Origin of the sequence: Cohnella soli (assembly GCF_042655525.1) — a bacterium.
Classification (GTDB): domain Bacteria; phylum Bacillota; class Bacilli; order Paenibacillales; family Paenibacillaceae; genus Cohnella; species Cohnella soli.
Genome location: NZ_JBHSMI010000023.1, coordinates 454,066 through 476,719, shown reverse-complemented (window position 1 = coordinate 476,719; position 22,654 = coordinate 454,066). Strand labels below are relative to the sequence as shown.

Annotated in this window: 24 protein-coding genes; 1 reads left to right on the top strand and 23 read right to left on the bottom strand. The window is 54.6% G+C overall.

From position 1 onward, the window contains the following. Positions 1–241: hypothetical protein (locus tag ACFPOF_RS12715; RefSeq protein WP_378133082.1), on the top strand; the 241-nt coding region annotated here is incomplete at its 5' end. A 41-nt stretch (positions 242–282) separates the two neighbouring features. On the opposite strand, the gene murA is transcribed toward ACFPOF_RS12715, so the two are convergent. From murA to atpB, 23 genes are all read right to left on the bottom strand, one after another. Then, on the bottom strand, positions 283–1,668 hold the full coding sequence (murA, locus tag ACFPOF_RS12710) for a UDP-N-acetylglucosamine 1-carboxyvinyltransferase (protein ID WP_378133080.1): 1,386 nt from the start codon (positions 1,666–1,668) through the stop codon (positions 283–285). Positions 1,669–1,861: 193 nt separating this feature from the next. Then, positions 1,862–2,116 (bottom strand): DUF1146 domain-containing protein, encoded by a 255-nt coding sequence (locus tag ACFPOF_RS12705; RefSeq protein WP_378133078.1) that lies wholly within the window; start codon positions 2,114–2,116, stop codon positions 1,862–1,864. Positions 2,117–2,150: 34 nt separating this feature from the next. Next, positions 2,151–4,220 (bottom strand): S8 family serine peptidase, encoded by a 2,070-nt coding sequence (locus ACFPOF_RS12700; RefSeq protein WP_378133076.1) that lies wholly within the window; start codon positions 4,218–4,220, stop codon positions 2,151–2,153. 401 nt (positions 4,221–4,621) lie between these two features. After that, entirely contained in the window at positions 4,622–6,181 is a 1,560-nt protein-coding gene (locus tag ACFPOF_RS12695; RefSeq protein ID WP_378133074.1) for an NADH-quinone oxidoreductase subunit N, read from the bottom strand. Between the two features lies 1 nt (position 6,182). Beyond that, positions 6,183–7,805 carry a complex I subunit 4 family protein gene (locus ACFPOF_RS12690; protein WP_378133072.1) on the bottom strand — a complete coding sequence of 541 codons (1,623 nt, stop codon included), beginning with the start codon at positions 7,803–7,805 and terminating at the stop codon, positions 6,183–6,185. Then, the gene (nuoL, locus tag ACFPOF_RS12685; RefSeq protein ID WP_378133070.1) at positions 7,805–9,676 is read right to left on the bottom strand and encodes an NADH-quinone oxidoreductase subunit L; all 1,872 of its coding nucleotides are present in this window, start codon (positions 9,674–9,676) and stop codon (positions 7,805–7,807) included. The genes ACFPOF_RS12690 and nuoL overlap by 1 nt, the downstream gene beginning before the upstream one ends. 5 nt (positions 9,677–9,681) lie before the next feature. After that, positions 9,682–9,984 carry an NADH-quinone oxidoreductase subunit NuoK gene (nuoK, locus tag ACFPOF_RS12680; protein WP_378133149.1) on the bottom strand — a complete coding sequence of 101 codons (303 nt, stop codon included), beginning with the start codon at positions 9,982–9,984 and terminating at the stop codon, positions 9,682–9,684. 2 nt (positions 9,985–9,986) lie between these two features. Further along, on the bottom strand, positions 9,987–10,508 hold the full coding sequence (locus ACFPOF_RS12675; protein WP_378133068.1) for an NADH-quinone oxidoreductase subunit J: 522 nt from the start codon (positions 10,506–10,508) through the stop codon (positions 9,987–9,989). Positions 10,509–10,511: 3 nt separating this feature from the next. Then, positions 10,512–10,958 carry an NADH-quinone oxidoreductase subunit NuoI gene (gene nuoI, locus ACFPOF_RS12670; protein ID WP_378133066.1) on the bottom strand — a complete coding sequence of 149 codons (447 nt, stop codon included), beginning with the start codon at positions 10,956–10,958 and terminating at the stop codon, positions 10,512–10,514. A 13-nt stretch (positions 10,959–10,971) separates the two neighbouring features. Then, on the bottom strand, positions 10,972–11,979 hold the full coding sequence (gene nuoH, locus ACFPOF_RS12665) for an NADH-quinone oxidoreductase subunit NuoH (RefSeq protein WP_378133064.1): 1,008 nt from the start codon (positions 11,977–11,979) through the stop codon (positions 10,972–10,974). Beyond that, positions 11,979–13,079 (bottom strand): NADH-quinone oxidoreductase subunit D, encoded by a 1,101-nt coding sequence (locus ACFPOF_RS12660; protein ID WP_378133062.1) that lies wholly within the window; start codon positions 13,077–13,079, stop codon positions 11,979–11,981. The genes nuoH and ACFPOF_RS12660 overlap by 1 nt, the downstream gene beginning before the upstream one ends. A 6-nt stretch (positions 13,080–13,085) precedes the next feature. Beyond that, the gene (locus tag ACFPOF_RS12655; protein WP_378133060.1) at positions 13,086–14,276 is read right to left on the bottom strand and encodes an NADH-quinone oxidoreductase subunit C; all 1,191 of its coding nucleotides are present in this window, start codon (positions 14,274–14,276) and stop codon (positions 13,086–13,088) included. Further along, positions 14,273–14,791: a NuoB/complex I 20 kDa subunit family protein gene (locus tag ACFPOF_RS12650; protein WP_378133058.1), complete on the bottom strand. Its 519-nt coding sequence runs from the start codon at positions 14,789–14,791 to the stop codon at positions 14,273–14,275. The genes ACFPOF_RS12655 and ACFPOF_RS12650 overlap by 4 nt, the downstream gene beginning before the upstream one ends. Next, positions 14,776–15,147: an NADH-quinone oxidoreductase subunit A gene (locus ACFPOF_RS12645; protein ID WP_378133056.1), complete on the bottom strand. Its 372-nt coding sequence runs from the start codon at positions 15,145–15,147 to the stop codon at positions 14,776–14,778. Before ACFPOF_RS12645 ends, ACFPOF_RS12650 begins: the two co-directional genes overlap by 16 nt. 193 nt (positions 15,148–15,340) lie before the next feature. Further along, the gene (locus ACFPOF_RS12640; protein ID WP_378133054.1) at positions 15,341–15,784 is read right to left on the bottom strand and encodes a Dps family protein; all 444 of its coding nucleotides are present in this window, start codon (positions 15,782–15,784) and stop codon (positions 15,341–15,343) included. A 303-nt stretch (positions 15,785–16,087) separates the two neighbouring features. Then, on the bottom strand, positions 16,088–16,489 hold the full coding sequence (locus ACFPOF_RS12635; protein WP_378133052.1) for a F0F1 ATP synthase subunit epsilon: 402 nt from the start codon (positions 16,487–16,489) through the stop codon (positions 16,088–16,090). Positions 16,490–16,515: 26 nt separating this feature from the next. Continuing rightward, the gene (gene atpD, locus ACFPOF_RS12630; RefSeq protein ID WP_378133050.1) at positions 16,516–17,922 is read right to left on the bottom strand and encodes a F0F1 ATP synthase subunit beta; all 1,407 of its coding nucleotides are present in this window, start codon (positions 17,920–17,922) and stop codon (positions 16,516–16,518) included. 66 nt (positions 17,923–17,988) lie between these two features. Continuing rightward, positions 17,989–18,849, bottom strand: a complete 861-nt coding sequence (atpG, locus tag ACFPOF_RS12625; RefSeq protein WP_378133048.1) for an ATP synthase F1 subunit gamma — start codon at positions 18,847–18,849, stop codon at positions 17,989–17,991. Between the two features lie 83 nt (positions 18,850–18,932). Further along, positions 18,933–20,447 (bottom strand): F0F1 ATP synthase subunit alpha, encoded by a 1,515-nt coding sequence (gene atpA, locus ACFPOF_RS12620; protein ID WP_378133046.1) that lies wholly within the window; start codon positions 20,445–20,447, stop codon positions 18,933–18,935. A gap of 45 nt (positions 20,448–20,492) precedes the next feature. Continuing rightward, on the bottom strand, positions 20,493–21,041 hold the full coding sequence (locus ACFPOF_RS12615; RefSeq protein ID WP_378133044.1) for a F0F1 ATP synthase subunit delta: 549 nt from the start codon (positions 21,039–21,041) through the stop codon (positions 20,493–20,495). After that, positions 21,038–21,523, bottom strand: a complete 486-nt coding sequence (gene atpF, locus ACFPOF_RS12610; RefSeq protein WP_378133042.1) for a F0F1 ATP synthase subunit B — start codon at positions 21,521–21,523, stop codon at positions 21,038–21,040. Before atpF ends, ACFPOF_RS12615 begins: the two co-directional genes overlap by 4 nt. Before the next feature lie 107 nt (positions 21,524–21,630). Then, entirely contained in the window at positions 21,631–21,846 is a 216-nt protein-coding gene (gene atpE, locus ACFPOF_RS12605) for a F0F1 ATP synthase subunit C (RefSeq protein ID WP_209745100.1), read from the bottom strand. A gap of 37 nt (positions 21,847–21,883) precedes the next feature. Next, positions 21,884–22,651 carry a F0F1 ATP synthase subunit A gene (atpB, locus tag ACFPOF_RS12600; RefSeq protein WP_378133040.1) on the bottom strand — a complete coding sequence of 256 codons (768 nt, stop codon included), beginning with the start codon at positions 22,649–22,651 and terminating at the stop codon, positions 21,884–21,886. Positions 22,652–22,654: the final 3 nt, after the last annotated feature.

Here is a 22,654-nt window from a genome sequence, read left to right as displayed (position 1 = left end):
CGGCGAGCTGCAGTTAGGTGAAACCCACTTAGAGCGACAAAAAGCGGCGAACGGCGAGCTGCAGTTAGGTGAAACCCACTTAGAGCGACAAAAAGCGGCGGACGGCGAGCTGCAGTTAGGTGAAACCCACTTAGAGAGGCGCGAGGCGATACAGCTTTCGTCGGTAGCAACATGGGTGTTAGTGCATTGTGCCATCATACAAAAAAATCCCCTGCAACGAGCCAGGGGATTCGAACTCTAGAACTCACTAATTGGAAATAGAATAATTGCAATGGAACGTCTTTACGCGAGCGTCGGCTGAATGTTCCGAATGACGACGTCGGCCTTGGCGGAAGCCCGCTGCTCCAACTGTTGCAGAAGAACGTCCGGCTGCAGGGAAGCTTGCTCCGATTGCATCAAAATCTCTTCCGGCGATGGCGCGCGGTAAATATCCGCTCCGAGTACGGCGAGTTTGTTCACGATATTCATGTAGCCGCGCTCGATATGGTGAACGCCGCCGATTTCGCTGCTACCGTCGGCAACCAACGCGGCGCAGATCAATGCAGCACCCGCCCGAAGGTCGGTCGCGCATACGCTTGCGCCGGACAACTTCGTTCCGCCCGTCACAATCGCGGTACGTCCGTCGACTTTAATCTCTGCACCCATCTTGATCAACTCGTCAACATGCATGAAACGGTTCTCGAACACCGTCTCCGTTACAATACTCGTGCCATCTGCGACAAGCAACAGCGTCATCATCTGCGCCTGCATGTCGGTCGGGAAGCCCGGATAAGGCAGCGTCTTTACATCCACGGCGCGAAGCGGTTTCTGTGCTTGCACACGAATGCCGTTCTCGTCGCAATCGACCCGTGCTCCCATTTCTTCCAGCTTGGCAACAACCGGCCCGAGATGGTCGCGGATCGCGCCCTCTACATAGACGTCGCCACCTGTAATGGCCGCCGCAATCATATAAGTACCCGCTTCTACGCGGTCGGGAATAACTTGATGCTCAGTTCCGCGCAAACGTTCAACGCCTTCAATACGAATGACGCCGGTGCCCGCGCCTCTGACCTTCGCGCCCATGGCATTCAGGAAGTTGGCTAGATCAACGATCTCAGGCTCTTTCGCGGCATTCTCGATGATGGTCGTTCCGTCCGCCGTCGTTGCAGCCATCATAATATTCTCCGTAGCACCTACGCTGGCGATATCGAGATAAATTCTCGCGCCGCGCAGCTTGCCCGAAACAGTCGCTTCGATGGAGCCTTGGCCGAAACCGATTTCCGCTCCCATCGCTTCGAAGCCTTTGAGGTGTTGATCGATCGGACGCGTGCCGATCGCGCAACCGCCCGGCAACGAAATTTTAACTTTGCCCAGACGGGCAAGAAGCGGCCCCATCACGAGGAAGGAAGCCCTCATTTTTCGAACGAGTTCGTAAGGTGCTTCGTATGAAGTCAACGACTCGGCCTGCAGGCGAACGCTTCCATCGCGCTCCTCCGCACTCACTCCTAAAGCCGAGAGTACTTGTGTAATGTTCCTCACATCGTCCAGGGCGGGTACGTCATGAATGACGCTGGATCCTTGCTCTGCAAGCAATGTTGCGGCAAGAATCGGAAGGACGGAATTTTTAGCGCCGTGCACGCGGACAGTTCCTGATAAGGTACGTCCGCCGCGGACGATGATTTTGCTCATGGGTGTTTCCCTCCGCGCGTAATAGTTCATTCCGATGGCCATCTATGGCAAGTTTACCGAATATAGGCCCCGAAAAACCCAAATTCCATCATACCACCATATGCTTATTCGGCACAAGCGGCATTTTTAGATCGTTTCCGACTTCGCTCGACATTCCTCGCTGCTTCATCGGGCGATTTCGCTGTATCGTTTATTATTGCCGGAACAGCCACTTCAATGTACCGACCCAGTTCCAATAATCGAGAATAAATCCTGCGACAGCTCTTCCGAGTGCGACCGCGAGCAGCAATTGCAACACGCGTGCTTTAGGACCGCGAGGCTGTCGGACGATTTTGTCAAAGTTGACTTCCTGCAGAATGATCCATGCGACGAGCACGCATCCTAATGTCACGAAGATCGAGAACAACCCGTTTAATCCGGCCGCCTCGAATACTCCCGTATCGTCCACTCTTCAAGTACCTCCTCTCGGTTGGCCTGTGTCGTTATTTGGTTTTGGCGGCAAGTTGCAGCTTAAGTCCGTAATATTGGCTGCGATTGAAGCGATCCGCAGTCACCTTAACGTAATACGCGCCTGGGGGAAGCTCGATTCGCCCTGTCAAAGACCTTTTCCCATCCGAATTGGACCATTTGTTTAAAATTTGCAGCTTTTTGTCCCGCAATTCCACGTTCAGCAGCATCCGCTCCGGAATCGTAACGATGCTCAGATCGACCGTTGTTTTCTTATTCAAGGAGAAACGGTACCAATCTTGATCTTTCGCGACGGCAATCAGCCCATTGTATATTTTATCGGGCACAATCGGCGTCGATGTTAACGGAGCGTCGTTCGGCTCGTAGAGATCTTCCTTCTCGGTAATATATTCCAAAGTGGCGGCATATGTCCCGATTACCGCTTCCGGGTTTGAAGAAACCGCATTCGTTATTCGAAAATAATATTTGCCCGCCTTCGCTTCGGCCGCCAACCATTGTTCGTTGGCCCCGTCCCCGTGATCGTCCACGAGAATCGGTTTGCCGCCTGCCGGCTGAACCCACAATCCCGGATCGATCCTCGTTGTATCGGTCGAGACTGTAAGCTTCAGCATGCCGGGCTTCGGCAGCGTAATCGTAAACCAATCGACGTCTCCGCGTTTATGGAACGTCCCCGTCCATTTCTGGCTTCTGGCGGGCAAGGTACGCGCCGTTGCCGCGCTATCATTCGGCTCGCTTGCATCCGGATTCATCATGAATCTCGTTTCCAGGCGATATTCGGATTCCGCAGCGGGACCGATCGGCTTTAACGCCTGAAGCCAGTACTTGCCAGCCGGAGCCGACCATTGTTTGTCGAGTCCGCCCTGCAAGTTTGTCGCTGAACGGGGTTCCACCAATCCTTCGGGGCCGTATAACAGAAGCCTGGCCTGACTGCTCCGAATCCCGAACACGCCCGCATAAGGCAATTCGAACGTGTACCAGTCGGTGTCGCCGCTTCTGCTCCATGTCCCTGTCGCTTCTTTGCCAAGCGGCAGCGGTTTCGCCGTACTCTTCGTGTCGTTAGGTTCTCTCCAGTCCAACGAATCATCGTCGATTCGCAATGCTCCCGATGCCGACAACATGCCGTAGCCGGTATTAGGATTCCACTCCTTGTCAGAGGTACGTACGGCGGTGCCACGAAGCGCCTCCCTCACCTGCACAGGGGTCCAATCGGGATGATCGGCAAGGATCATCGCTGCAACAGCGGTAACTTGCGGGGCTGCCATTGACGTCCCTTCCATGTCGATGTTGCCTCCGCCAAGCGCTGTCGTTCTCACTCGCCAAGCACCGCCAATATCGTTCTCCGCTCCTGCCGTAGACGCCGCAACGGGCAGTCCCGACTCTACGCCGGCAACCGACAGTACGGTTGGATACGCGGCAGGATACTGGACGGCTGCTTTCGAACCGAATGCCGCCGCATCGTTGCCGCTTGCCGCGATGAGAAGCACCCCTTTGCTTTCAGCGTAAGCGACCGCATCGCGCAAGCTCGAGGCATCACGCCTCAAACCAAGCGACAGCACGATCAAATCCGCCTTTCGGTCGACGGCATAACGAATGCCTTTCGTCAGTTTTTCTTCGTCGCCGGAACCTTTCTCGTCGAGCGCCTTAACCGGAACGATACGTCCTTTCCACCTGGCAATGCCGGATGACGCATCACCTGACCGCGCAATGGCGGCAATGACGCCGGCAACAGCCGTCCCGTGACCATTATCGTCCTGAGCGCTCTTGCCTGGGTTTACCAAGTTGACCCCCTCAGCCAAATAAGGCTTTAAATCGGGATGATCGTAGTCTGCGCCCGTATCGACGATGGCAATCGTCGCCGTCACATCGTTCTGCAACAAAGGCCAGGCTTCGGGAATGCCGATATCTCGCAAGAAAGCCGCCGGTCCGGACGTTTTCGCCGGCGTTTGAAGTTCGTTCTCCTGCACGCGAACAACGGCAGACGCGGTAACCACGCCCACGGCGGATGAAGTAGGCTTCGCGCCCGTCGCTTCCGACTGCACATAAACCGGTATCGCGACGATTGCCGCCAGGAGAATGTTCTTCAAGCGCACGTGCCTCACACCTTCATTCGGTTGCAACCGATACGCCGACCGATACGCCCGGAACGGTCGCTATTGATGTACAAGTTCTCCTTCCGACAGGATTTCCCTTCTTTCGCCTTTAAAATCGGGTCTTTGGTCACAGGATATTCCCGCAATCGGGAATCACCGCTTTCCCCGTTAAACGCAAGAAGGCCCTCAAGCCTTAGAAGCTTGAGGGCCGCATTCCACATCCATATGCTCGCTAGGGCGTGTCTGAATACTCCGAGGGGAGCAGATTTGGCCGAATTTTCGTCCCATGCAAGGAACGTTTGTGAAGGCGTACCGGGGGTACGTCAAGCAAACGCGACGAAGCAGGGGGCGAAAAGGCGGTGAAAGATGCCCCTGAGCGGGTTTTCAGACACGCCCTAACGCAGCAACATGAATAGATCGGATTGCTCGCTGAAAACCGAGAACGTATCGTGTATCCAAGAGAAGATCGGCGAAGGCAAAAATCCGAGAACAAGCGTTGCGATGACGCTAAGCCCGATGACAATGCCCGGCGCGACCGGCACTTCGACTCCGGCGTCGGACGATCCGCTTCTTAAATACATTTGACGGATAATCCCGAAATAAACGGCGTACGAGACGATCGTCGTGACGAGAAGAACTGCGCCGAGCCAGTATTGATGCGTCTGCGCGGTTCCGAATAAGATATACAATTTACCGAAGAACCCCCCGGTAACCGGCAAGCCGGCAAGCGAGCACAGAAGCACCGTCATGGAGACGGCAAGCCATGGCGCGCGATGGTACAACCCCTCGAACGAAGACATCGTCTCGCTTCCCGTGCTTCGGCCGATAACCGTCAGCACCGTAAAGGCGCCCACGTTCATAAACACATAAGCGATGAAGTAAAACAGAAATTCGGAGAAAAAGTCCGCGTGCATTTCCGTCTGAAAAGCCGTCGTCAGCGGGATAAGCAGAATACCCGCGTTCGCTACGCCGGACAAGGCAAGCAGTCTTTTCAAATTCCGCTGCATCAGCGCGCCAGTCGTCCCCACAATCATCGCCGCAGCGGCCAGAACGGACAACGCGAGAAACAGATCGTCCTTGATCTGCGCGTTCGATTGACCGAGTGCATAAACCGTATTTACGAAAATACGGTACATCATCGCGAAAGCTGCGCCTTTCGCCACAACGCCGAGAAATGCGGTAACTGGTGTGGGCGCGCCCTGATAGACATCCGCCGCCCATGCGTGGAATGGAGCGAGAGCCAGCTTAACCGCGAAACCCGCTATCATGAGGAAAAAGGCGATGTAGATCAAAGCGTCGAAATCGCCCGACATCGAAGCAAGGCTTGTGCGAATCGCATTAACGTTCGTCGCGCCGGTGATGCCATAAAGGAAAGACATACCGTACAAAATAAACGCAGACGCCACGCCGCCGGACACCACGTATTTGAACGCCGCTTCCCCGGAGGCCAGATTTCTTTTGCGAACCGCGACCAGAATATACGTTGTAATGCTAAGCAGCTCCAAGCCAACGAACATGGTGATCAGATCTCCAGACGAACTCATCACCATCGCACCCAAGACGGCAGGCAAAACCAAGTAATACATCTCGCCTTTGATCGGCACCTGGTCGTCCTTCACCGTTCCGAGCGACCCTAGCACGATCAACGCAGCCGCCCCGATGAACGCCAGCTTCAGTAAGTTGCCGAAGTCATCGACGACGTAGCTGCCTCCAAGCAAGCTTCTTACACCCGATGAGCTGTCCGAAGCCGAGCCGTTTATCGTGCCGATCCAGATGAGCACGCATGCCGCTGCCGCAATCAGTCCGACGATAGAAAGCCAGCCGATCAGGTTCCGGTTTATTCGCTTCGGCAATACAAGGTCGAGTACGATCAGCAAAATCGTGAATAGGCTCAGGATAATCTCAGGGGCTAGCGTCCATGCGTCGTCCCAAGTTAATGTCTGTACGGCCGCCATGTTATCCCCCCATCCTTGTCTGGAAATGTTCAAGCGCGACGGCAAATCCGTTCCGCATCAGGTCCGTCAGCAAGGAAGGATACACACCGAGCAAGACGATAAAAGCGGCGAGTGTAATCATCGGCAACGCCTCGATAAACCGAGCGTCCTTGATGCCGATGAACTTCTCGGGAAGCGCCCCATAGGTGATGCTCAGCACGCTTCTCAAGACGTATACCGCTGCCAACAAAATGCCGACTACGCCAATAGCGGTGAGTACCTTCATCGATCCGAACAAGCCGAGGAACGATAGGAACTCGCCCACGAAGCCCGACAGCCCGGGAAGTCCGAGCGAAGCAAGCCCGGCAACCAGTAGAATGCCTGATGTGAAAGGTACGGCTCTTGCCAATCCGCCGAGTTCGCCAAGTTGCGTTGTCGCCGTCCGTTCGTACAGATTGCCGACAATAAGGAACAACAACGCCGAGATCAAGCCGTGAGATACGGATTGATAGATCGCGCCTTGCAGTCCAACCTCTTCGAGCGACGCGATGCCAAGAAGCACGATGCCCATGTGACTGATGCTTGAGTAGGCCAGAACGAGCTTGAATTCCTTCTGTACGCAGGCCAGAACGGCCCCGTACAAAATATTGATGACACCAAGCACCGCAATAACGGTCGTCCACGAATGCACCTGCTCAGGAAACAGGAAGAGCACGAAGCGTATGAGACCGTACACGCCCATCTTCAGCAAAATACCGGAGTGGATCATGACGATCGGAGGCGGTGCTTCCGTATGAACGCGTAACATCCACGTATGAAACGGGAAGATCGGCACTTTGATGCCGAACGCGATGAGCAGCAGCACGAATGCTCCCCATCTCGCATTTTCCGTGAAGAAAAGACCGAAGTGGCGAGTTTGCTCCTTATCTAGGTTCGCGATGGCGTTCGGATCGGTCAAGTTGGCCAAAATGACGTCGTAATTGCCGCTGAACAGAAACTTCATTGACGACGCATCACCGACAGCCGTGAATCCAAGCGTTGTGATCAGAATGAGGAACCCGAGCAGCATCGCCGCGGAACCGAGCCCGTTATACACGAGGAATCGGGTCGCCGCCTTCTCTCTGCCGTAATAACCCCATATCCCGATCAAGAAGAACATCGGGATCAATGTAATCTCGAAGAAGATGAAAAACAGAATCAAGTCGCGTGCGAGGAACACGCCATAAATACCGGTCAGTAAAAGCAAAAATAAGGAATAATACGTCTTCCAGCGTTTGCGAATATGCACCGATGCGAGCGCCGACATCGTCGACACAATGCCGGTCAGCAAAATGAGCGGCAATGAGATACCGTCAACGGCGAGATGGTAATCAAACGCGACCTTCAAAGATTCAACACCCGGCCCGAACTGCTCGCTGTTCATTGCGATGGACAGCCATGTCGCATGCTCGGTATATTCGCCCCCGCCTGCGCCGGGTTGGTACGCCGCGAAGAGCAGCAGGGAAAGCACGAACGGCAGAAGCGTAAATACGATCGTCGTCCAGCGGAGCCAGTTGCTGCGTGAACCTGGAAGCAGCAGGACGATCAGTGCCCCGACAAGCGGTGCGAATACGATCAAGGACAACACCGGCAAGTGATCCAGCATTACCAGAACCTCCTTCCGGCGATAGCGACGATGAGGATGACAATGCCGATCAGCGCCGTCAGAGCATACGTCTGAACTTGGCCGTTCTGCAGACGCGAGTTCAATTTGCCGATGCCGGTCGCGCATTGTCCCGACAAGCGGACGATGCCATCGACGACATAGACGTCGAACGCTTCAAGCGCCTTGCCTAAGCCGCGAAGCGACCTCACGAACAGCAAGTCGTACAGCTCGTCGATATAATATTTGCGTTCCAGTACTTTAACGAGGCCCGGAATACGCGAAGATACCGCATCGCGCCGGATCGTTCCTTTGGCGTAGACTAGCCAGCCGATATAAAGGCCAAGCAGTCCGACGGCCGCGGAGACGATCATGACGAGAGCACTCGCCTGATGTTCCTCCCCTTCGCCGAACAGCCAGTGGCCGAACCATCCGGAGAACGGCGTCTCCACGAAACCCGCAACCGTCGCTAGCACAGCGAGTACGATCAGCGGTATCGTCATTGCGGATGAAGATTCTTTCGCATGATGCTGGTCTTCGCGCGGTTTGCCCGCAAAAACAAGGAAGAACAGCCTCGCCATATACAGCGCTGTAAAGAATGCAGCCAGCGCTCCAACCGCGAACAGAATCGGATTGTCGTCAAGCGCGGCTGTCAGAATCGCATCTTTGGACCAGAAGCCGGAGAACGGAGGAATGCCCGATAGCGCCAGCGCGCCGATCCCGAATGTCCATGCCGTAATCTTCATCTTGCGTCCGAGTCCGCCCATCTCGCGTATATCCTGCGTATGTACGCTATGGATGACGCTGCCCGCTCCAAGGAACAGAAGCGCCTTGAAGAACGCGTGGGTGAACAGATGGAACATGGCGCCGGTCGCAGACCCGACTCCGAGCGCCAGCATCATGTAACCAAGCTGACTGACGGTTGAATAGGCGAGGATACGTTTGATGTCGTTCTGCGCGAGGCCGATCGTCGCAGCGAAGATCGCCGTGAACGCACCGACGACTGCAACAGTCGTCATCGCAACTTGCGACGCCTCGAACACGTCGAACGTGCGGACGACGAGGAAGACGCCAGCCGCGACCATCGTCGCGGCGTGGATGAGCGCACTGATCGGCGTCGGGCCTTCCATCGCGTCCGGAAGCCAGACGTGAAGCGGGAATTGCCCCGATTTGCCGACGGCGCCGACGAAGATCAAGATGGCGATCAGCGTCGTAATGCCCGTCGATATCGCTCCTGTCTGCGTATCGTAGACGTTATGCAGTGTCGTGAAATCGAGCGCATGCCCCGGCATATACCAGAACAATAGCAGCAGCGCCACGAACAACCCCAGATCCCCGATACGGGTAACGATGAATGCCTTCTTGGCTGCCGCCTTCGCTTCCGGTTTCTGATACCAGAAGCCGACGAGCAAGAATGAGCAAACGCCGACAAGCTCCCAGAAAATATAGAAAGTAAGCAGGTTGTCGGATAGCACCAAACCGAGCATCGCGCTCGTGAACAATGCGATATAAGCAAAGAACGTCGAGATTCTGTCATCTTTTTTCATGTACTCTTGAGAGTACAAATTGACGAGAAACGCGACGAGCGTAACAACGACAAGCATAATTGTCGACAAGTTGGTTACTTCGAATCCCGCGACAAGTTTGACATTGCCGATATGAATCCAATCCATCTGGCTGCGATAATCCGGCGTGTCCCCCGATATCCGTTCTGTCGCGATGCAGATCGACAGGACGAGCGACAGGAACGACGCAATCGTCGCGAGCCAAGCGCCTGCGCGTTTCATTCCCTTGCCCGCCGCCGTCAGAACGGCGAAGGCGACGAACGGGAATACCGGAACGAGCCAGGCCAATTCCGTAAAGAACGTGCTCATGGTCGTTACCTCCTCAGTTCGTCGAATTCATCCACGTTAACCGTTGCCCGGTTGCGATAGAGGACAATCAGCACTGCAATGCCGATTGCGGCTTCCGCTGCAGCGACGGTAATCGTGAACAGGGAGAAAAATTGCCCCGCCAAGCTGGCGTTAACGCCGTACTTCGAGAAGGCGACCAAGTTCAAGTTGACCGCGTTGAGCATCAGTTCAATGCATAACAGCACGACGATCGCGTTGCGTTTCGTCAGTACGCCGTACAGCCCGATGCAGAACAGTACCGCTGCCAACGTCAAATACGAAGAGAGCATCGTCAAGCCGCTTCCTCCTCCCTCTTCGCCAGTGCGATCGCGCCGATGAACGCCACCGTTAGCAGCACGGAAACCAGTTCGAACGGAATGGCATATTGAGAGAAGAGCTGCAAGCCGATCTCGCGTGTATTGTCTTCCTTGAAAGCAGCGGATTCTGCCGGAAAGTTTGCGTTGCGGATACCGTAGAACAGAATGCCGAACAAACACAGGCATCCAATCGCAGCAAGCGTCTCGAGCAGCGGCCTAGCCGGTTCGCGTCCCTCTCCGTCGTGCTTCGTCATCATAATGCCGAAGATCATCAATATCGTAATCGCCCCGACGTACAAGAGCACTTGAACGAATGCGATGAATTCGGCTTCGAGAACGACGTACAAGCCGGCGAGCGCTACAAACGTAAAAGCGATGGACAGCGTCATATGAACGACTTTCGTGAAGTTGATCGCCATCACCGCTCCGACGATCGCGCACACGGAGAGTGCGAAGAACGCCGCGAATTCGCCCGTAAAATCAATATTGAAGTTCACGGATTATTTGGCGCCCCCTTTCGGAGAGCCGATATTGTTGTTGTCAGCGCGAATATTCTTGTTGTTCTCATACAGCCATTGCTTATCTTTATACAAATCGTCACGGCTGTAGGCGGCGAGCTCGAAGTTGTTCGTCATGACGATCGCCTCCGTCGGACACACTTCCGTGCATAGGTCGCACAAGATGCAAATCTCGAAATTGACGTCAAACGTGTCGATCACTTTGCCTTTTTTCTCCGGGTCCGGATTCGCTTTGCCCGTCAGCGTGATGCAGTCGGTCGGACAGATGCGCGCGCACTGGTTGCAGACGATGCATTTGTCCGGCTCGAAGTATTGAATGCCCCGGAAGCGGTCCGGCATGACGACGGGCATGTCGGGATAAGCCATCGTGACCTTTTTCGTCCCCATCGTCTTCAGCGTTACGCCAAGCCCTTTGAGCATGCCTTTCATGGCTTCAACCTCCCTATCCTAGCAACTCTATGCCTAACGCGGTCAAGAAAATATTGAGGATCGCCAGCGGCAGAAGCACTTTCCAGGCCAAGCCCATAAGCTGGTCGACGCGAAGTCTCGGGAATGTCGCCCGAATCCAGAAGAGAGAGAATACGATTACTGCGAATTTCAGGAAAAACCAGATTAGCCCAGGTACAAAGTCGAGCTGTGGAATCGGCGGATTCCAGCCGCCTAGGAACAGAATGGTCGTCAAACATGCAATCGCGTACACGTAGATATATTCCGTCAACATGAAGAAAGCAAAACGGAAACCGCTGTATTCGACGTGATAGCCCGCGACAAGCTCCGATTCCGCCTCCGGCAAATCGAAAGGCGTCCGATTCAGTTCGGAGATCGCAGCGATGACGAAAATGCCGAAGCCGAGAATTTGCGGGAGGAAGTTCCAATGCCAGAAATAACCGCTCTGGGCGATGACGATTTCCCGAAGATTCAGGCTGCCTGACATCATGACGACGCCCACAACGGACATGACAAGCGGAACTTCGTAGCTGATCATCTGCGCAGCAGACCTCATGCCACCGAGGAGCGAGTATTTATTATTGGACGCCCAGCCAGCCACGACAATGGCAATCGTCGTAATGCCCGACAGCGCAATGTAATACAGGAAGCCGACGTTCAAGTCGGCGAATTGAAGATCCATCGTATACGGAATGAAGGCAAGCACCAAGAAAGAAGGTACGAATGCAAGGACCGGAGCGAGAATGAACAACCCTCTATCCGCCTTGTTCGGAATGGTGTCTTCCTTCAAGAGCAGTTTCGCAACGTCGGCGACCGATTGCAGCAATCCGAGCGGACCGGTGCGGTTAGGACCTTTGCGATACTGCATCCAGCCGATGAATTTGCGTTCGAAATAAATCGCATACGTCACGAAGAAAATGACGACCGCGAGCACAGCGACCGCTCCCGCGAAGAAGATGCCGCCGTAGCCCCAAGTTAACGGTTTATCCCAGAAGTGCTGCATCAGCAGTCGACCTCCCCGAGCACGATATCGATGCCGCCGAGAATGGTAACCAAGTTCGTCATGCTTTCGCCGACGAGGAGCTTGGGCAGAATTTGCAAGTTCACGAACGACGGCCGGCGGAATTTGAGGCGATACGGCTCCGCTTTACCTTTGGAGACGATATGACAACCGATCTCGCCGCGCGGCGATTCGATACGCACGTAGATTTCTCCTGCAGGCGGACGGATGACGCGCGGAACTTTGCCCATCGTCTCTCCCTCGCCCGGAAATTGCGGCAGCGCCTGATCGAGAATACGCAGGCTTTGCTCGATCTCCGCCATTCTAATCTGATAGCGGTCGAAGCAGTCGCCGTTTTTCCCAACGGGCACATCGAATTGAAACCTGTCGTACAGGCTGTACGGCTCGGTTTTGCGCAAGTCCCACGCTACGCCTGTGCAGCGCAGATTCGCTCCGGACAAACCGTAATCGATTGCCGTCGCTGCATCGTATTTCCCGACACCCTTAATGCGGGAGAGGAGAATCTCGTTGCCGCTCGCGAGATTATGATATTCGTCCAACCGGACGTACATGTCTTTGACGAACGTCTTCACGCGCTCGATCCAGCCTTCCGGCGCATCCCATTTCACGCCGCCGACCCGCATGTAATTGTAAGTGAGACGGGCGCCGCACAGTTCGTTGAACAACCCGAGAATGCGCTCGCGATCGCTGAACGCATATAGAAAAGGACTCATCGCGCCGATATCCAGCAAGTACGTTCCCCACCAGACGAGGTGACTTGCGATGCGTTGCAGTTCCATGACGATCAGCCGCAAATATTCCGCTCGTTCCGGAATTTCCAGCCCCATCATTTTCTCCACCGCGTGAACGAGCACATAGTTGTTCGTCATCGCCGACACATAATCCATCCGGTCGGTGTACGGCACGATTTGCGTGAAATTCAGGTCCTCGGCCAGTTTCTCCGTTCCCCGGTGCAAATAGCCCATGACAGGCGTCGCTTCCGTAATGATTTCCCCGTCCAGCTTGACGATGATCCGAAACACGCCATGGGTACTCGGGTGCTGAGGGCCCACGTTAAGCAACAATTCTTCAGTACGTATCACGTTCGGTTACACCTCCGGATCGAGCGGGACGTAGTCTTTGCGCAGCGGATGCCCGACCCAATCGTCGGACAGCATAATGCGTCTTAGATCCGGATGCCCCGGAAAATCAATGCCGAGCAAGTCGTAGATTTCCCGCTCGTTCCAATTGGCTGTCTGCCAGACCGGCGTTACGGAGGCGATCGACGGGCTTTCGCGGACGGTCTTCACCTTCACGCAATAGGTGTGGCGGGCGTCCATATTAAGCGGATAGTAGACGACTTCCATATACGACTCGTAATCGACGCCGGACACGTTGCGTAGGTACGCGCAAGCAAGCTCCGGATGGTTTTTGAAAAGACGGGCTGCATCCTGCCAGCTTTCGTTCTTCACAGTCAGCGTCGGCAAATGGTCGTTCGCTTCGTTAATGTACGCTTCTTCGACTGCATCGGCGGCGACGAGTTCACGCAGCAGCTCGACGGCACGGTCGAGGCGCTGCTGGTTCGGAGACGGCGGCTTCGGCGGCGGCTCTTCGACAGCAGGCTCTCCCGCTGCTGGAGCGGCGGCGGACGGCGACGGCGCGGCTGATGGCGCCGTGGCTGCAGGCGTTGCGCCGCCTTTGGCCGCTTCGGCGGCCGCTTGCGCGGCGGCGGCTTTCGCCGCTTCGCGCGCTTCGAGCGTTGCTTTCCGGCGGGCAGCCTTCTCCTCGTCGGTCTCGACGCGACGCGCCGGCTTCTCGGCGGACGCCTCGCCTTGTGCGGTTGGCCCAGCAGGCGTCTCACCTTCCGCTGCTGGTGCTGCGGATGGCGGCGGCGTGGCGGCGTTGACGGCTGTTCCGCCTTTGGCCGCTTCAGCGGCCGCAAGCGCAGCGGCGACTTTCGCCGCTTCGCGGGCTTCGAGCGTTGCCTTCCGGCGGGCTGCCTTCTCCTCGTCCGTCTCGACGCGGCGCGGCGGACGCTCGGCGGGCGCCTCGGCCTGCGCAGTGGGCTCCGCTGCCGGTGCTACCGGCTCAACCTCGGCAGGCGGCTTCTCTCTGGCGGACGGAGCGGCAACGGCAGGTTCTTCCGGATTCGAGGCAGACGGAGCAGGTTCTACGGGCGTGGACTCGGGTGCAGCAGACGGTGATGAATACGATGCTTGAGGTTCAACCGCCTCAGAAGCTTCCGGTTCCGAAGCAGGGGTTACCTTGTCTTCCGGTTCGCGATTCTCGTTCTCGCTCATCGGCTAGTCACCTGCTTCCCGGTTTTCGCCTCGTATCGAATTTTCTCTTGAAGCTTATTAATGCCGTAGATCAGCGCCGCCGGATTCGGTGGGCATCCCGGAATGTAGACGTCAACCGGTACAATCTGATCCACGCCTTTAATGACGGAATAGGACTTGACGTAAGGTCCTCCGGCGGTCGCGCATGACCCCATTGCTATGACCCATTTCGGCTCAGGCATCTGATCATACAGCCGTTTTAACAACGGCCCCATTTTTTTCGTAACCGTCCCCGAGACAATCATCACGTCGGCTTGCCTAGGAGAGGTGCGGAAAATAACGCCGAATCGGTCCAAGTCGTAATGAGCTCCGCCGGCGGCCATCATCTCGATGGCGCAGCAAGCGAGCCCGAAAGTGAGCGGCCACAGCGAGTTGCTTCTTGCCCAGCCCTTCAGTTGTTCGATGGTGCCAAAGAATACGTTGCGCTCGAGTTCCTTCCGGTCTTCCGGATTTACGTTCGCTAAATCGAATTCCATTTAAACACCTTCTTCCTCCAAGCGTACACGAGTCCAACAAGCAGCAAGCCTGCGAAAATCGCCATTTCCGTTAAAGCAAATAACCCTAGCTGTTTGTAAGCTACGGCCCACGGGTACAGAAACACGGTTTCCACATCAAACACGACAAACATTAGCGCATACAAGTAATACCTGACATTAAAGCGGATCTGGCTGTCCCCGACCGGATCGTTCCCACTCTCGTACGTCGTCTGCTTCTCCCGACTTGGCTTGTTCGGCCTGAGCAGGGAGCCTAACCACAATACGAAGATCGGAAAAACGATGCCCAAGATCAGGAAGACGGTCACAATGACGTAGGAATTGATGTATTTCTCCACTTCAACGCCTCCCAATTCCAACAGCGAACAGGTAAATTTCCCCCATAAGTATAACAAATGCTCCTAATGAGTGTCCATGAAAATAGCGTTTACATTGGAAGGGCCTAGATTCCGCTTACAGTCGCTGAAAAACGTGAAAAACCGTCAATCCCTCTTGCGGATCGACGGTTCCTTGTGACCTTTCTCTATGTCCTCAGCCAATCGTGGAGCGAAGCATCCATATTTGTTTCTGCAATTCGGCGACTTGGTCGAAGAGTATATCGTGCGTTACGGTATCTCCGGCTTTCTCCGCTGTTTCGGCTACTGTTACGAGTCCTTCGCTCAGTTCCTTCAGGTCCTCGATCGCCGAAGAGATCATCTCTTCAGCCGTCTGCGGCTTTTGGCCCTCGCGAAGCGTCGCTTGCGATAAATATTGCTGCATCGTTGAAGACGGCTCGCCTTCGATCGTCAGTATTCTTTCCGCAAGCTCATCCAGCTTCGTTGCCGCTAGTTCGTACAGCTCCTCGAACTTCTCGTGCAGAGTCTGAAAATGCGGTCCCTTCACATACCAATGGAAGTGATGCAGCTTAACATACAACACCGCCCAGTTCGAAAGCTGGACGTTTAGCGCTTGTTCGAGATCGTTCTTGCCAGTCATCAGTCATTCCTCCAGGTTGCAACTTTTCATTGTAGGTTACCCTGAAGGTATGTTTATCAATCGTTCCCCTCTTGCAGCGTAAGCAAAATCGTCATAGACGATCGCCCATTTAGTTCAACTAATTGCCTGCTCGGAGTCAATGCAGTGCGCTGTAGTTGTGTTTAGTCAAACTAAATGTCTGCTCGGAGTTGCTGCGGCGTGCTATCAAACGAAGATACAACGACTGAATTTTATACTTTCTAATCCTTGCAAAAAAGCCTCCCCCGGAATCATGCGATTCGGGAAAGGCCATTTGGAAGCAGCTTACTTATGGCTGCTCGTTTCCAATCGGTTGATCGCGCGTTGCAGCGCCATTTCGGCGCGCATGGCGTTGATGTCCGATTGTTTCTGCGCGAGACGGCGTTCCGCGCGTTCTTTCGCAAGGCGCGCGCGGGACACGTCGATGTCCGCTTCCAACTCAGCGGCTTCCGCGAGGATAACCACTTTGTCTTTACGCACTTCGATGAAACCGCCGTGAACGGCAATGAACTCGTTCTCGTTGCCGATCTTGGCTTTAACCGGAGCGATCTTGAGCGGCGTTACCAAAGGAATGTGGTGAGGCAGTATACCGAGCTCACCGGCCACTCCTTTAACAACGACCATGTTCACGTCTTTCTCGTAAACTTTGCGCTCCGGAGTAACGATTTCTAACCGTAAGGTACTCATATCGTTTCCTCCAAACCGGCGGCTGATTAAACCTCAGCTGCGAGTTTCTTCGCTTTCTCGACGGCTTCCTCGATGATACCGACGTTATGGAAAGCCGGTTCAGGAAGATCGTCATGCTTGCCTTCGAGGATCTCTTTGAAGGAGCGAATCGTTTCTTTGATCGGCGCATACACGCCCGGAATACCGTTGAACGCTTCTGCAACGTGCAGCGGCTGGGAAAGGAACAATTGGATACGACGTGCGCGAAGTACGAGTTGCTTGTCTTCGTCGGACAACTCGTCCATACCAAGAATCGCGATGATGTCTTGCAATTCTTTGTAGCGTTGCAACAGGCGTTTAACGCCTTGCGCGACCGCATAGTGCTCGTCTCCGACAATTTCCGGAGCCAGAATACGGGAGGAGGATGCCAGCGGATCAACCGCAGGGAAAATACCCATCGCCGCGATGTTACGCTCCAAGTTCGTCGTTGCATCAAGGTGAGCGAACGCCGTAGCAGGAGCTGGATCAGTATAGTCATCGGCAGGAACATAGATCGCTTGGATCGACGTTACGGAGCCTTTTTTCGTAGAAGTGATACGCTCTTGAAGTTGACCCATCTCGGTTGCCAGCGTTGGTTGGTAACCTACCGCGGAAGGCATACGACCGAGCAATGCGGATACTTCGGAGCCCGCTTGCGTGAAGCGGAAAATGTTGTCGACGAACAAGAGAACGTCGCGGCCTTCCACGTCACGGAAATATTCCGCCATCGTCAGACCTGTCAGCGCAACGCGCATACGCGCTCCTGGCGGTTCGTTCATCTGTCCGAAAACCATCGCGAGCTTCGCGATAACGCCGGATTCCGTCATTTCGTGGTAGAGATCGTTACCCTCACGAGTACGTTCGCCTACGCCCGCGAATACGGAGATACCGCCGTGGTTCGAAGCGATGTTGTGGATCAGCTCTTGCATCAATACGGTTTTACCTACGCCGGCACCGCCGAACAGACCGATTTTACCGCCCTTGGTGTAAGGAGCGAGCAAGTCTACGACTTTGATGCCCGTTTCGAGCATTTCCGTCTGCGTCGTCAGTTCTTCGAAAGATGGAGCCGGACGGTGGATCGGATTCGCTGTGGAACGATCGACATCTTTGCCGTCAATCGGATCGCCCAGAACGTTAAATACGCGACCGAGAGTCGCCGGTCCTACTGGAACCGTGATCGGAATGCCCAGGTCAACCGCTTCCGTTCCTCTGACGAGACCGTCAGTGGAAGACATCGCGATCGCGCGAACGAGATTGTCGCCAAGGTGAGTTGCAACTTCCGCCGTCAGGCTGACGTGCACGCCTCCGGCATTGGATTCGATTTTGATCGCATTGAGAATGTCAGGCAAATGTCCGTGGTCGAATTCGATATCGACGACCGGGCCCAATACCTGAACAACGCGTCCCTTGCTCATGGGTTTACCTCCTGAAGTGCGATTTGAATGCAACGCCCGCAGGCTTGCGGTCAATCGTCACGAAATTTATTGCTGTGCGTTCGCTCCGGCTACGATTTCCGCAATCTCTTGCGTGATCGCCGCTTGGCGGGCGCGGTTATAAGTGAGCGTCAAGTTCGCGATCATCTTCGTCGCGTTCTTCGTCGCGTTGCCCATCGCCGTCATACGGGAACCGAATTCACTGGCCTTGCCCTCAAGCACGGCGCTGAACACGAGCGTCTCCGCGTATTTCGGCAGAAGGACGCTAAGCACTTCCTCGGCAGACGGTTCGTACTCGTAGTCCGCACTGCCTCCCGAAGCTTTCATCTCTCCAAGCGGGAGAATCTGCTTCAACGTCGGAATTTGCGTGATTGCGTTCTTAAACTCGTTAAAGGCCAAGTAAAGGGCGTCGATCGTTCCGTCGACATAGCTTTGGACAGCCCGCGTCGCGACTTCCTTAATATCCGAGAACTTCGGAGTATCGGACAAGCCGGTCACTTCATCGACGATCGCAATGTTGCGGCGCTTGAAGAAGTCGCGGCCTTTGCGTCCAATGACGAATACGGCATACTCGTCGGCCGATTTATGATTTTCTTTGATCGTATTGATCACTTTACGAAGGATGTTGGCGTTGTAACCGCCGGCAAGACCACGGTCCGACGTAATGACCAGATAACCGGTTTTCTTGACCGGGCGGCTGATCAGCATCGGATGTTTGCTGCTGCCGGACGAGGAGGCGATGCTGGAGATAACCTCCTTCATCTTGTCCGTGTACGGGCGAGCGGCAACCGCTGCTTCCTGAGCGCGTCTCAGCTTGGAGGCTGCAACCATCTCCATCGCTTTCGTAATTTGTTTCGTATTCTGCTTGCTCTTGATCGAGCGCTTGATTTCGCGCATCCCTTTAGCCATTCGTTGTCACCACCTTATTGCCGGGATTGCCATAAGGCGCACCCGGCTCAATTGCGGACGTAACCCGTGCCCGAACGGACGGCTTACGCCGACGTGGCGAAGCCTTTTTTGAACGCCGCGATCGCGTCAACCAACGCTTTGTCGGTGTCAGCAGTCAAATCCTTCGTATCGCGGATGGAGCTGAAGATTTGCGGGTAGTTCGCGTCTATGAATGCGAGGAATTCCGCTTCGAAACGGCGAACGTCTTGCACCGGAATCGTATCGAGATGACCTTTGGTCACGATATACAGGGAAACGACTTGACGCTCTACGGCAAGCGGCGCGTTAACGCCTTGCTTGAGGATTTCGAGCGTACGAACACCGCGATCGAGGCGGGATTTCGTTACTTTGTCGAGGTCGGAACCGAATTGGGCGAACGCCGCAAGCTCGCGGTATTGCGCAAGGTCGGTTTTCAGCGTACCGGCGACTTTCTTCATCGCTTTGATCTGCGCAGAGCTACCTACCCGGGATACGGAAATACCGACGTTAACCGCCGGACGTTGACCGGAATAGAACAGATCGGACTCGAGGAAGATTTGTCCGTCGGTAATCGAGATAACGTTTGTTGGGATATAAGCGGATACGTCGCCCGCTTGCGTCTCGATGAACGGAAGAGCCGTCATCGAACCGCTGCCCTTCTCGTCGCTCAATTTCGCAGCGCGCTCGAGCAAACGGGAGTGTAGATAGAATACGTCGCCCGGATAAGCTTCGCGGCCCGGAGGACGACGGAGCAACAGGGACAATTCGCGATATGCGGCAGCTTGTTTCGTCAAATCGTCATAGATAATCAGAACGTGTTTGCCGTTGTACATGAACTCTTCGCCCATCGAGCATCCGGTGTACGGAGCTAGATAGAGGAGAGGTGCAGGCTCGGACGCGCTCGCCGTAACGACGATCGTGTAGTCCAATGCGCCATGCTTACGAAGCGTTTCAACCAATCCACGGACGGTCGATTGCTTCTGGCCGATTGCAACGTAGATACAAATAACGCCGTTGCCTTTTTGGTTAACGATCGTATCAACCGCGATCGTTGTTTTACCCGTTTGACGGTCGCCGATGATCAGTTCCCGTTGGCCGCGGCCGATCGGAATCATCGCGTCGATCGCTTTAATACCTGTTTGCATCGGTTCGTGAACCGATTTACGATCCATAACGCCCGGTGCCGGGGATTCGATCGGACGAGTTTTCGTCGTGTTGATCGGTCCGTTGCCGTCGACCGGTTGGCCGAGAGAGTTAACGACGCGTCCGAGGAGCGCTTCGCCTACCGGAACTTCCATGATGCGGCCCGTACGTTTAACTTGGTCGCCTTCTTTGATCCCTTTGTAAGGCCCCATAATAACGACACCGACGTTGTCTTCTTCCAGGTTAAGCGCCATACCAACAACGCCGCCCTCGAATTCGAGCAATTCGCCGGACATACATTTCTCCAGACCGTGAACGCGGGCAATACCGTCACCGACTTGGATGACGGTGCCTACGTCAACGACTTGAATATCGGACTGATACTGCTCGATCTGTTGCTTAATCAGAGTGCTGATTTCTTCGGGCTTAATACTCAATTCGTTCACCCCTGTCTCCATTGCTAACAAATGGTAGTGTTAATATTAAAGCGCCGCAGACTGCAGCGTCTTGTCTAACCGTTGAAGCTTGCCGCGAAGACTTCCATCATACAGCGTGTCGCCGATACGAACGGTCAGTCCGCCGAGCAGGCTCGGATCTACTTCATTGGTAACCCGTACTGACTTGCCCAGTGTAGCACCGAACTTCTCAGCCAGCTTAATCTTCTCCATCTCGCTGAGCGGTTGGGAAGAAACAACGTGTGCGTCCGCGCGGCGAAGCGCATCGCCCGCAACTTGCAAATAAGCAGCCAGGACGGCCGGCAATTCGCTTTCGCGTCCGCGCTCCACGAGCAGGCTGACGAGGTTAAGCACGATCGGCGACGCATGACCGCCGAACGCGTTATTCAAAGCTTGCTGCTTTTTGTCCAGCGTAATGTTGGGAGCGACCAGAAAAGCGCGAACATTCGCGTCTCCGTCGATCGCCGTTACAATCGCCTTTAATTGCACTTCCGTCTCGGCCACTTGCCCGCGTTCCTGCGCAAGCTGGAACAGCGCCTTTGCGTACCTTTTGGCGACTACCGTGCCGCGGCTCATGACTTATTCCCTACTTCTTGCAAATATTCATCCACAAGCTGTTTCTGGGACTGTTCGTCCACTTGCTTGCCGATGATTTTGGAAGCGATCTGAACGGACAAACCGCTCACTTCCGCTTTCAACGCAGCGACAGCTTTGTTCTTCTCTGTATCAATGTCGCGAACCGCTTCTTCCTTAATGCGGCTCGATTCATTGCGTGCAGCTTGAACGATTTCGTCCGCTTGCTTGGAACCGGTCGTTCTCGCTTGTTCGATGATGTCGTGCGCTTCTTTGCGCGCTTGTTGCAACGCTTGCTTCTGCTCTTCGAGCAGACGCTCCGAGTCGCTGCGGTTGTTCTGTGCGTTCTCCATTTGCTCCTTAACGAGCTGACGGCGTTGCTCCATGATGCCGAACAACGGTTTGAACGCGTAACGAGACAAAAGCCAGAACAAAATGGCGAAAGCGACTAATTGAATAAAAAAGTTGGATGGTACTAAATTCATTGCGCCTACACTCCTTTCACATGGCTCAATCAAGCTTCGTGCATTAACTGCAAAAGGAAGGCGTGGAGGCTAACCCGACTCCGCGCCTTACGATTCGATAAAGTTGATTATTTCGCCCACATGAAGGCAAGAACGAGGGAGATGATCGGCATTGCCTCAACGAGACCTACGCCGATAAACGCCGTGGAAGTCAACGTACCGCGAAGCTCAGGCTGACGGGAGATGCCTTCTACCGTTTTGCTGAAGATCAAACCGTTACCGATACCTGCGCCAAGCGCACCCAGACCAAACACGATACCTGCTGCTAAATAACCGTATTCCATTTGTAAATCCTCCTCGAGATAATTGGTTTTTATTAGATTAGTGATCCTCTTCGTGAACGATCGATTGCGAGATATACACCATCGTCAGCATCGTGAATACGAAAGATTGGATCGCGCCTACGAAAATACTAAAACCTTGCCATACAAGCATTGCCGGAATACCGATCCAGCCCATGCCTAGAATAACGCCGATCATAACTTCGCCTGCAAAAATGTTACCGAATAGCCGCAAGCCGAGCGTTAATGGCTTGGACACAACTTCGATCAAGTGGATCGGCAAGAATACGACGTTCGGGTTGTTGACGTAGTGCTTGAAGTAATGTTTGGCGTTCTGACGAATCCCTTCAACGTGCGACAGCACGATGACGATCAGCGCCAATGCCATCGTCATGGAAGCGTCAGCTGTTGGCGACTTCCACCAAGACCAAGCTGGATGTTCCGTGCCTTCCGGTATAATCAGCTCATGTCCGAAAATCGTTGGAATGTGATTTCCGTGCAACTCCGTCACAATGCTGAAGGGAAGACCCAACATATTGGAGACGAAAATGTACAGGATAAGCGTCAAGCCGAGCGCAAGATACGGTCTGCCTTTCTTCATATCCATGTTCTGCCCGATAATGCCCTGAACGAATTCGACGACCCATTCCAGGAAGTTCTGCAGCTTGCCGGGATTCTCTACCGATAGGTTGCGAACGGCAAGACGAGCAAGGATAAAGACGATTAGACTGGAAATGACGATCATCATGATCGCGGCCAAATCCCATTCAATGCCGGCGACCTCGATTTTTGGTGCTAAATGTTCCATGTT

Coding starts and splice junctions, on each gene's coding strand:
- murA (WP_378133080.1), bottom strand. CDS start 1,668: ATGAGCAAAATCATCGTCCGCGGCGGACGTACCTTATCAGGAACTGTC.
- ACFPOF_RS12695 (WP_378133074.1), bottom strand. CDS start 6,181: ATGGCGGCCGTACAGACATTAACTTGGGACGACGCATGGACGCTAGCC.
- ACFPOF_RS12690 (WP_378133072.1), bottom strand. CDS start 7,805: ATGCTGGATCACTTGCCGGTGTTGTCCTTGATCGTATTCGCACCGCTT.
- nuoL (WP_378133070.1), bottom strand. CDS start 9,676: ATGAGCACGTTCTTTACGGAATTGGCCTGGCTCGTTCCGGTATTCCCG.
- nuoK (WP_378133149.1), bottom strand. CDS start 9,984: ATGCTCTCTTCGTATTTGACGTTGGCAGCGGTACTGTTCTGCATCGGG.
- nuoI (WP_378133066.1), bottom strand. CDS start 10,958: ATGAAAGGCATGCTCAAAGGGCTTGGCGTAACGCTGAAGACGATGGGG.
- nuoH (WP_378133064.1), bottom strand. CDS start 11,979: ATGCAGCACTTCTGGGATAAACCGTTAACTTGGGGCTACGGCGGCATC.
- ACFPOF_RS12655 (WP_378133060.1), bottom strand. CDS start 14,276: ATGAGCGAGAACGAGAATCGCGAACCGGAAGACAAGGTAACCCCTGCT.
- ACFPOF_RS12650 (WP_378133058.1), bottom strand. CDS start 14,791: ATGGAATTCGATTTAGCGAACGTAAATCCGGAAGACCGGAAGGAACTC.
- ACFPOF_RS12640 (WP_378133054.1), bottom strand. CDS start 15,784: ATGACTGGCAAGAACGATCTCGAACAAGCGCTAAACGTCCAGCTTTCG.
- ACFPOF_RS12635 (WP_378133052.1), bottom strand. CDS start 16,489: ATGAGTACCTTACGGTTAGAAATCGTTACTCCGGAGCGCAAAGTTTAC.
- atpD (WP_378133050.1), bottom strand. CDS start 17,922: ATGAGCAAGGGACGCGTTGTTCAGGTATTGGGCCCGGTCGTCGATATC.
- atpG (WP_378133048.1), bottom strand. CDS start 18,849: ATGGCTAAAGGGATGCGCGAAATCAAGCGCTCGATCAAGAGCAAGCAG.
- ACFPOF_RS12615 (WP_378133044.1), bottom strand. CDS start 21,041: ATGAGCCGCGGCACGGTAGTCGCCAAAAGGTACGCAAAGGCGCTGTTC.
- atpF (WP_378133042.1), bottom strand. CDS start 21,523: ATGAATTTAGTACCATCCAACTTTTTTATTCAATTAGTCGCTTTCGCC.
- atpE (WP_209745100.1), bottom strand. CDS start 21,846: ATGGAATACGGTTATTTAGCAGCAGGTATCGTGTTTGGTCTGGGTGCG.
- atpB (WP_378133040.1), bottom strand. CDS start 22,651: ATGGAACATTTAGCACCAAAAATCGAGGTCGCCGGCATTGAATGGGAT.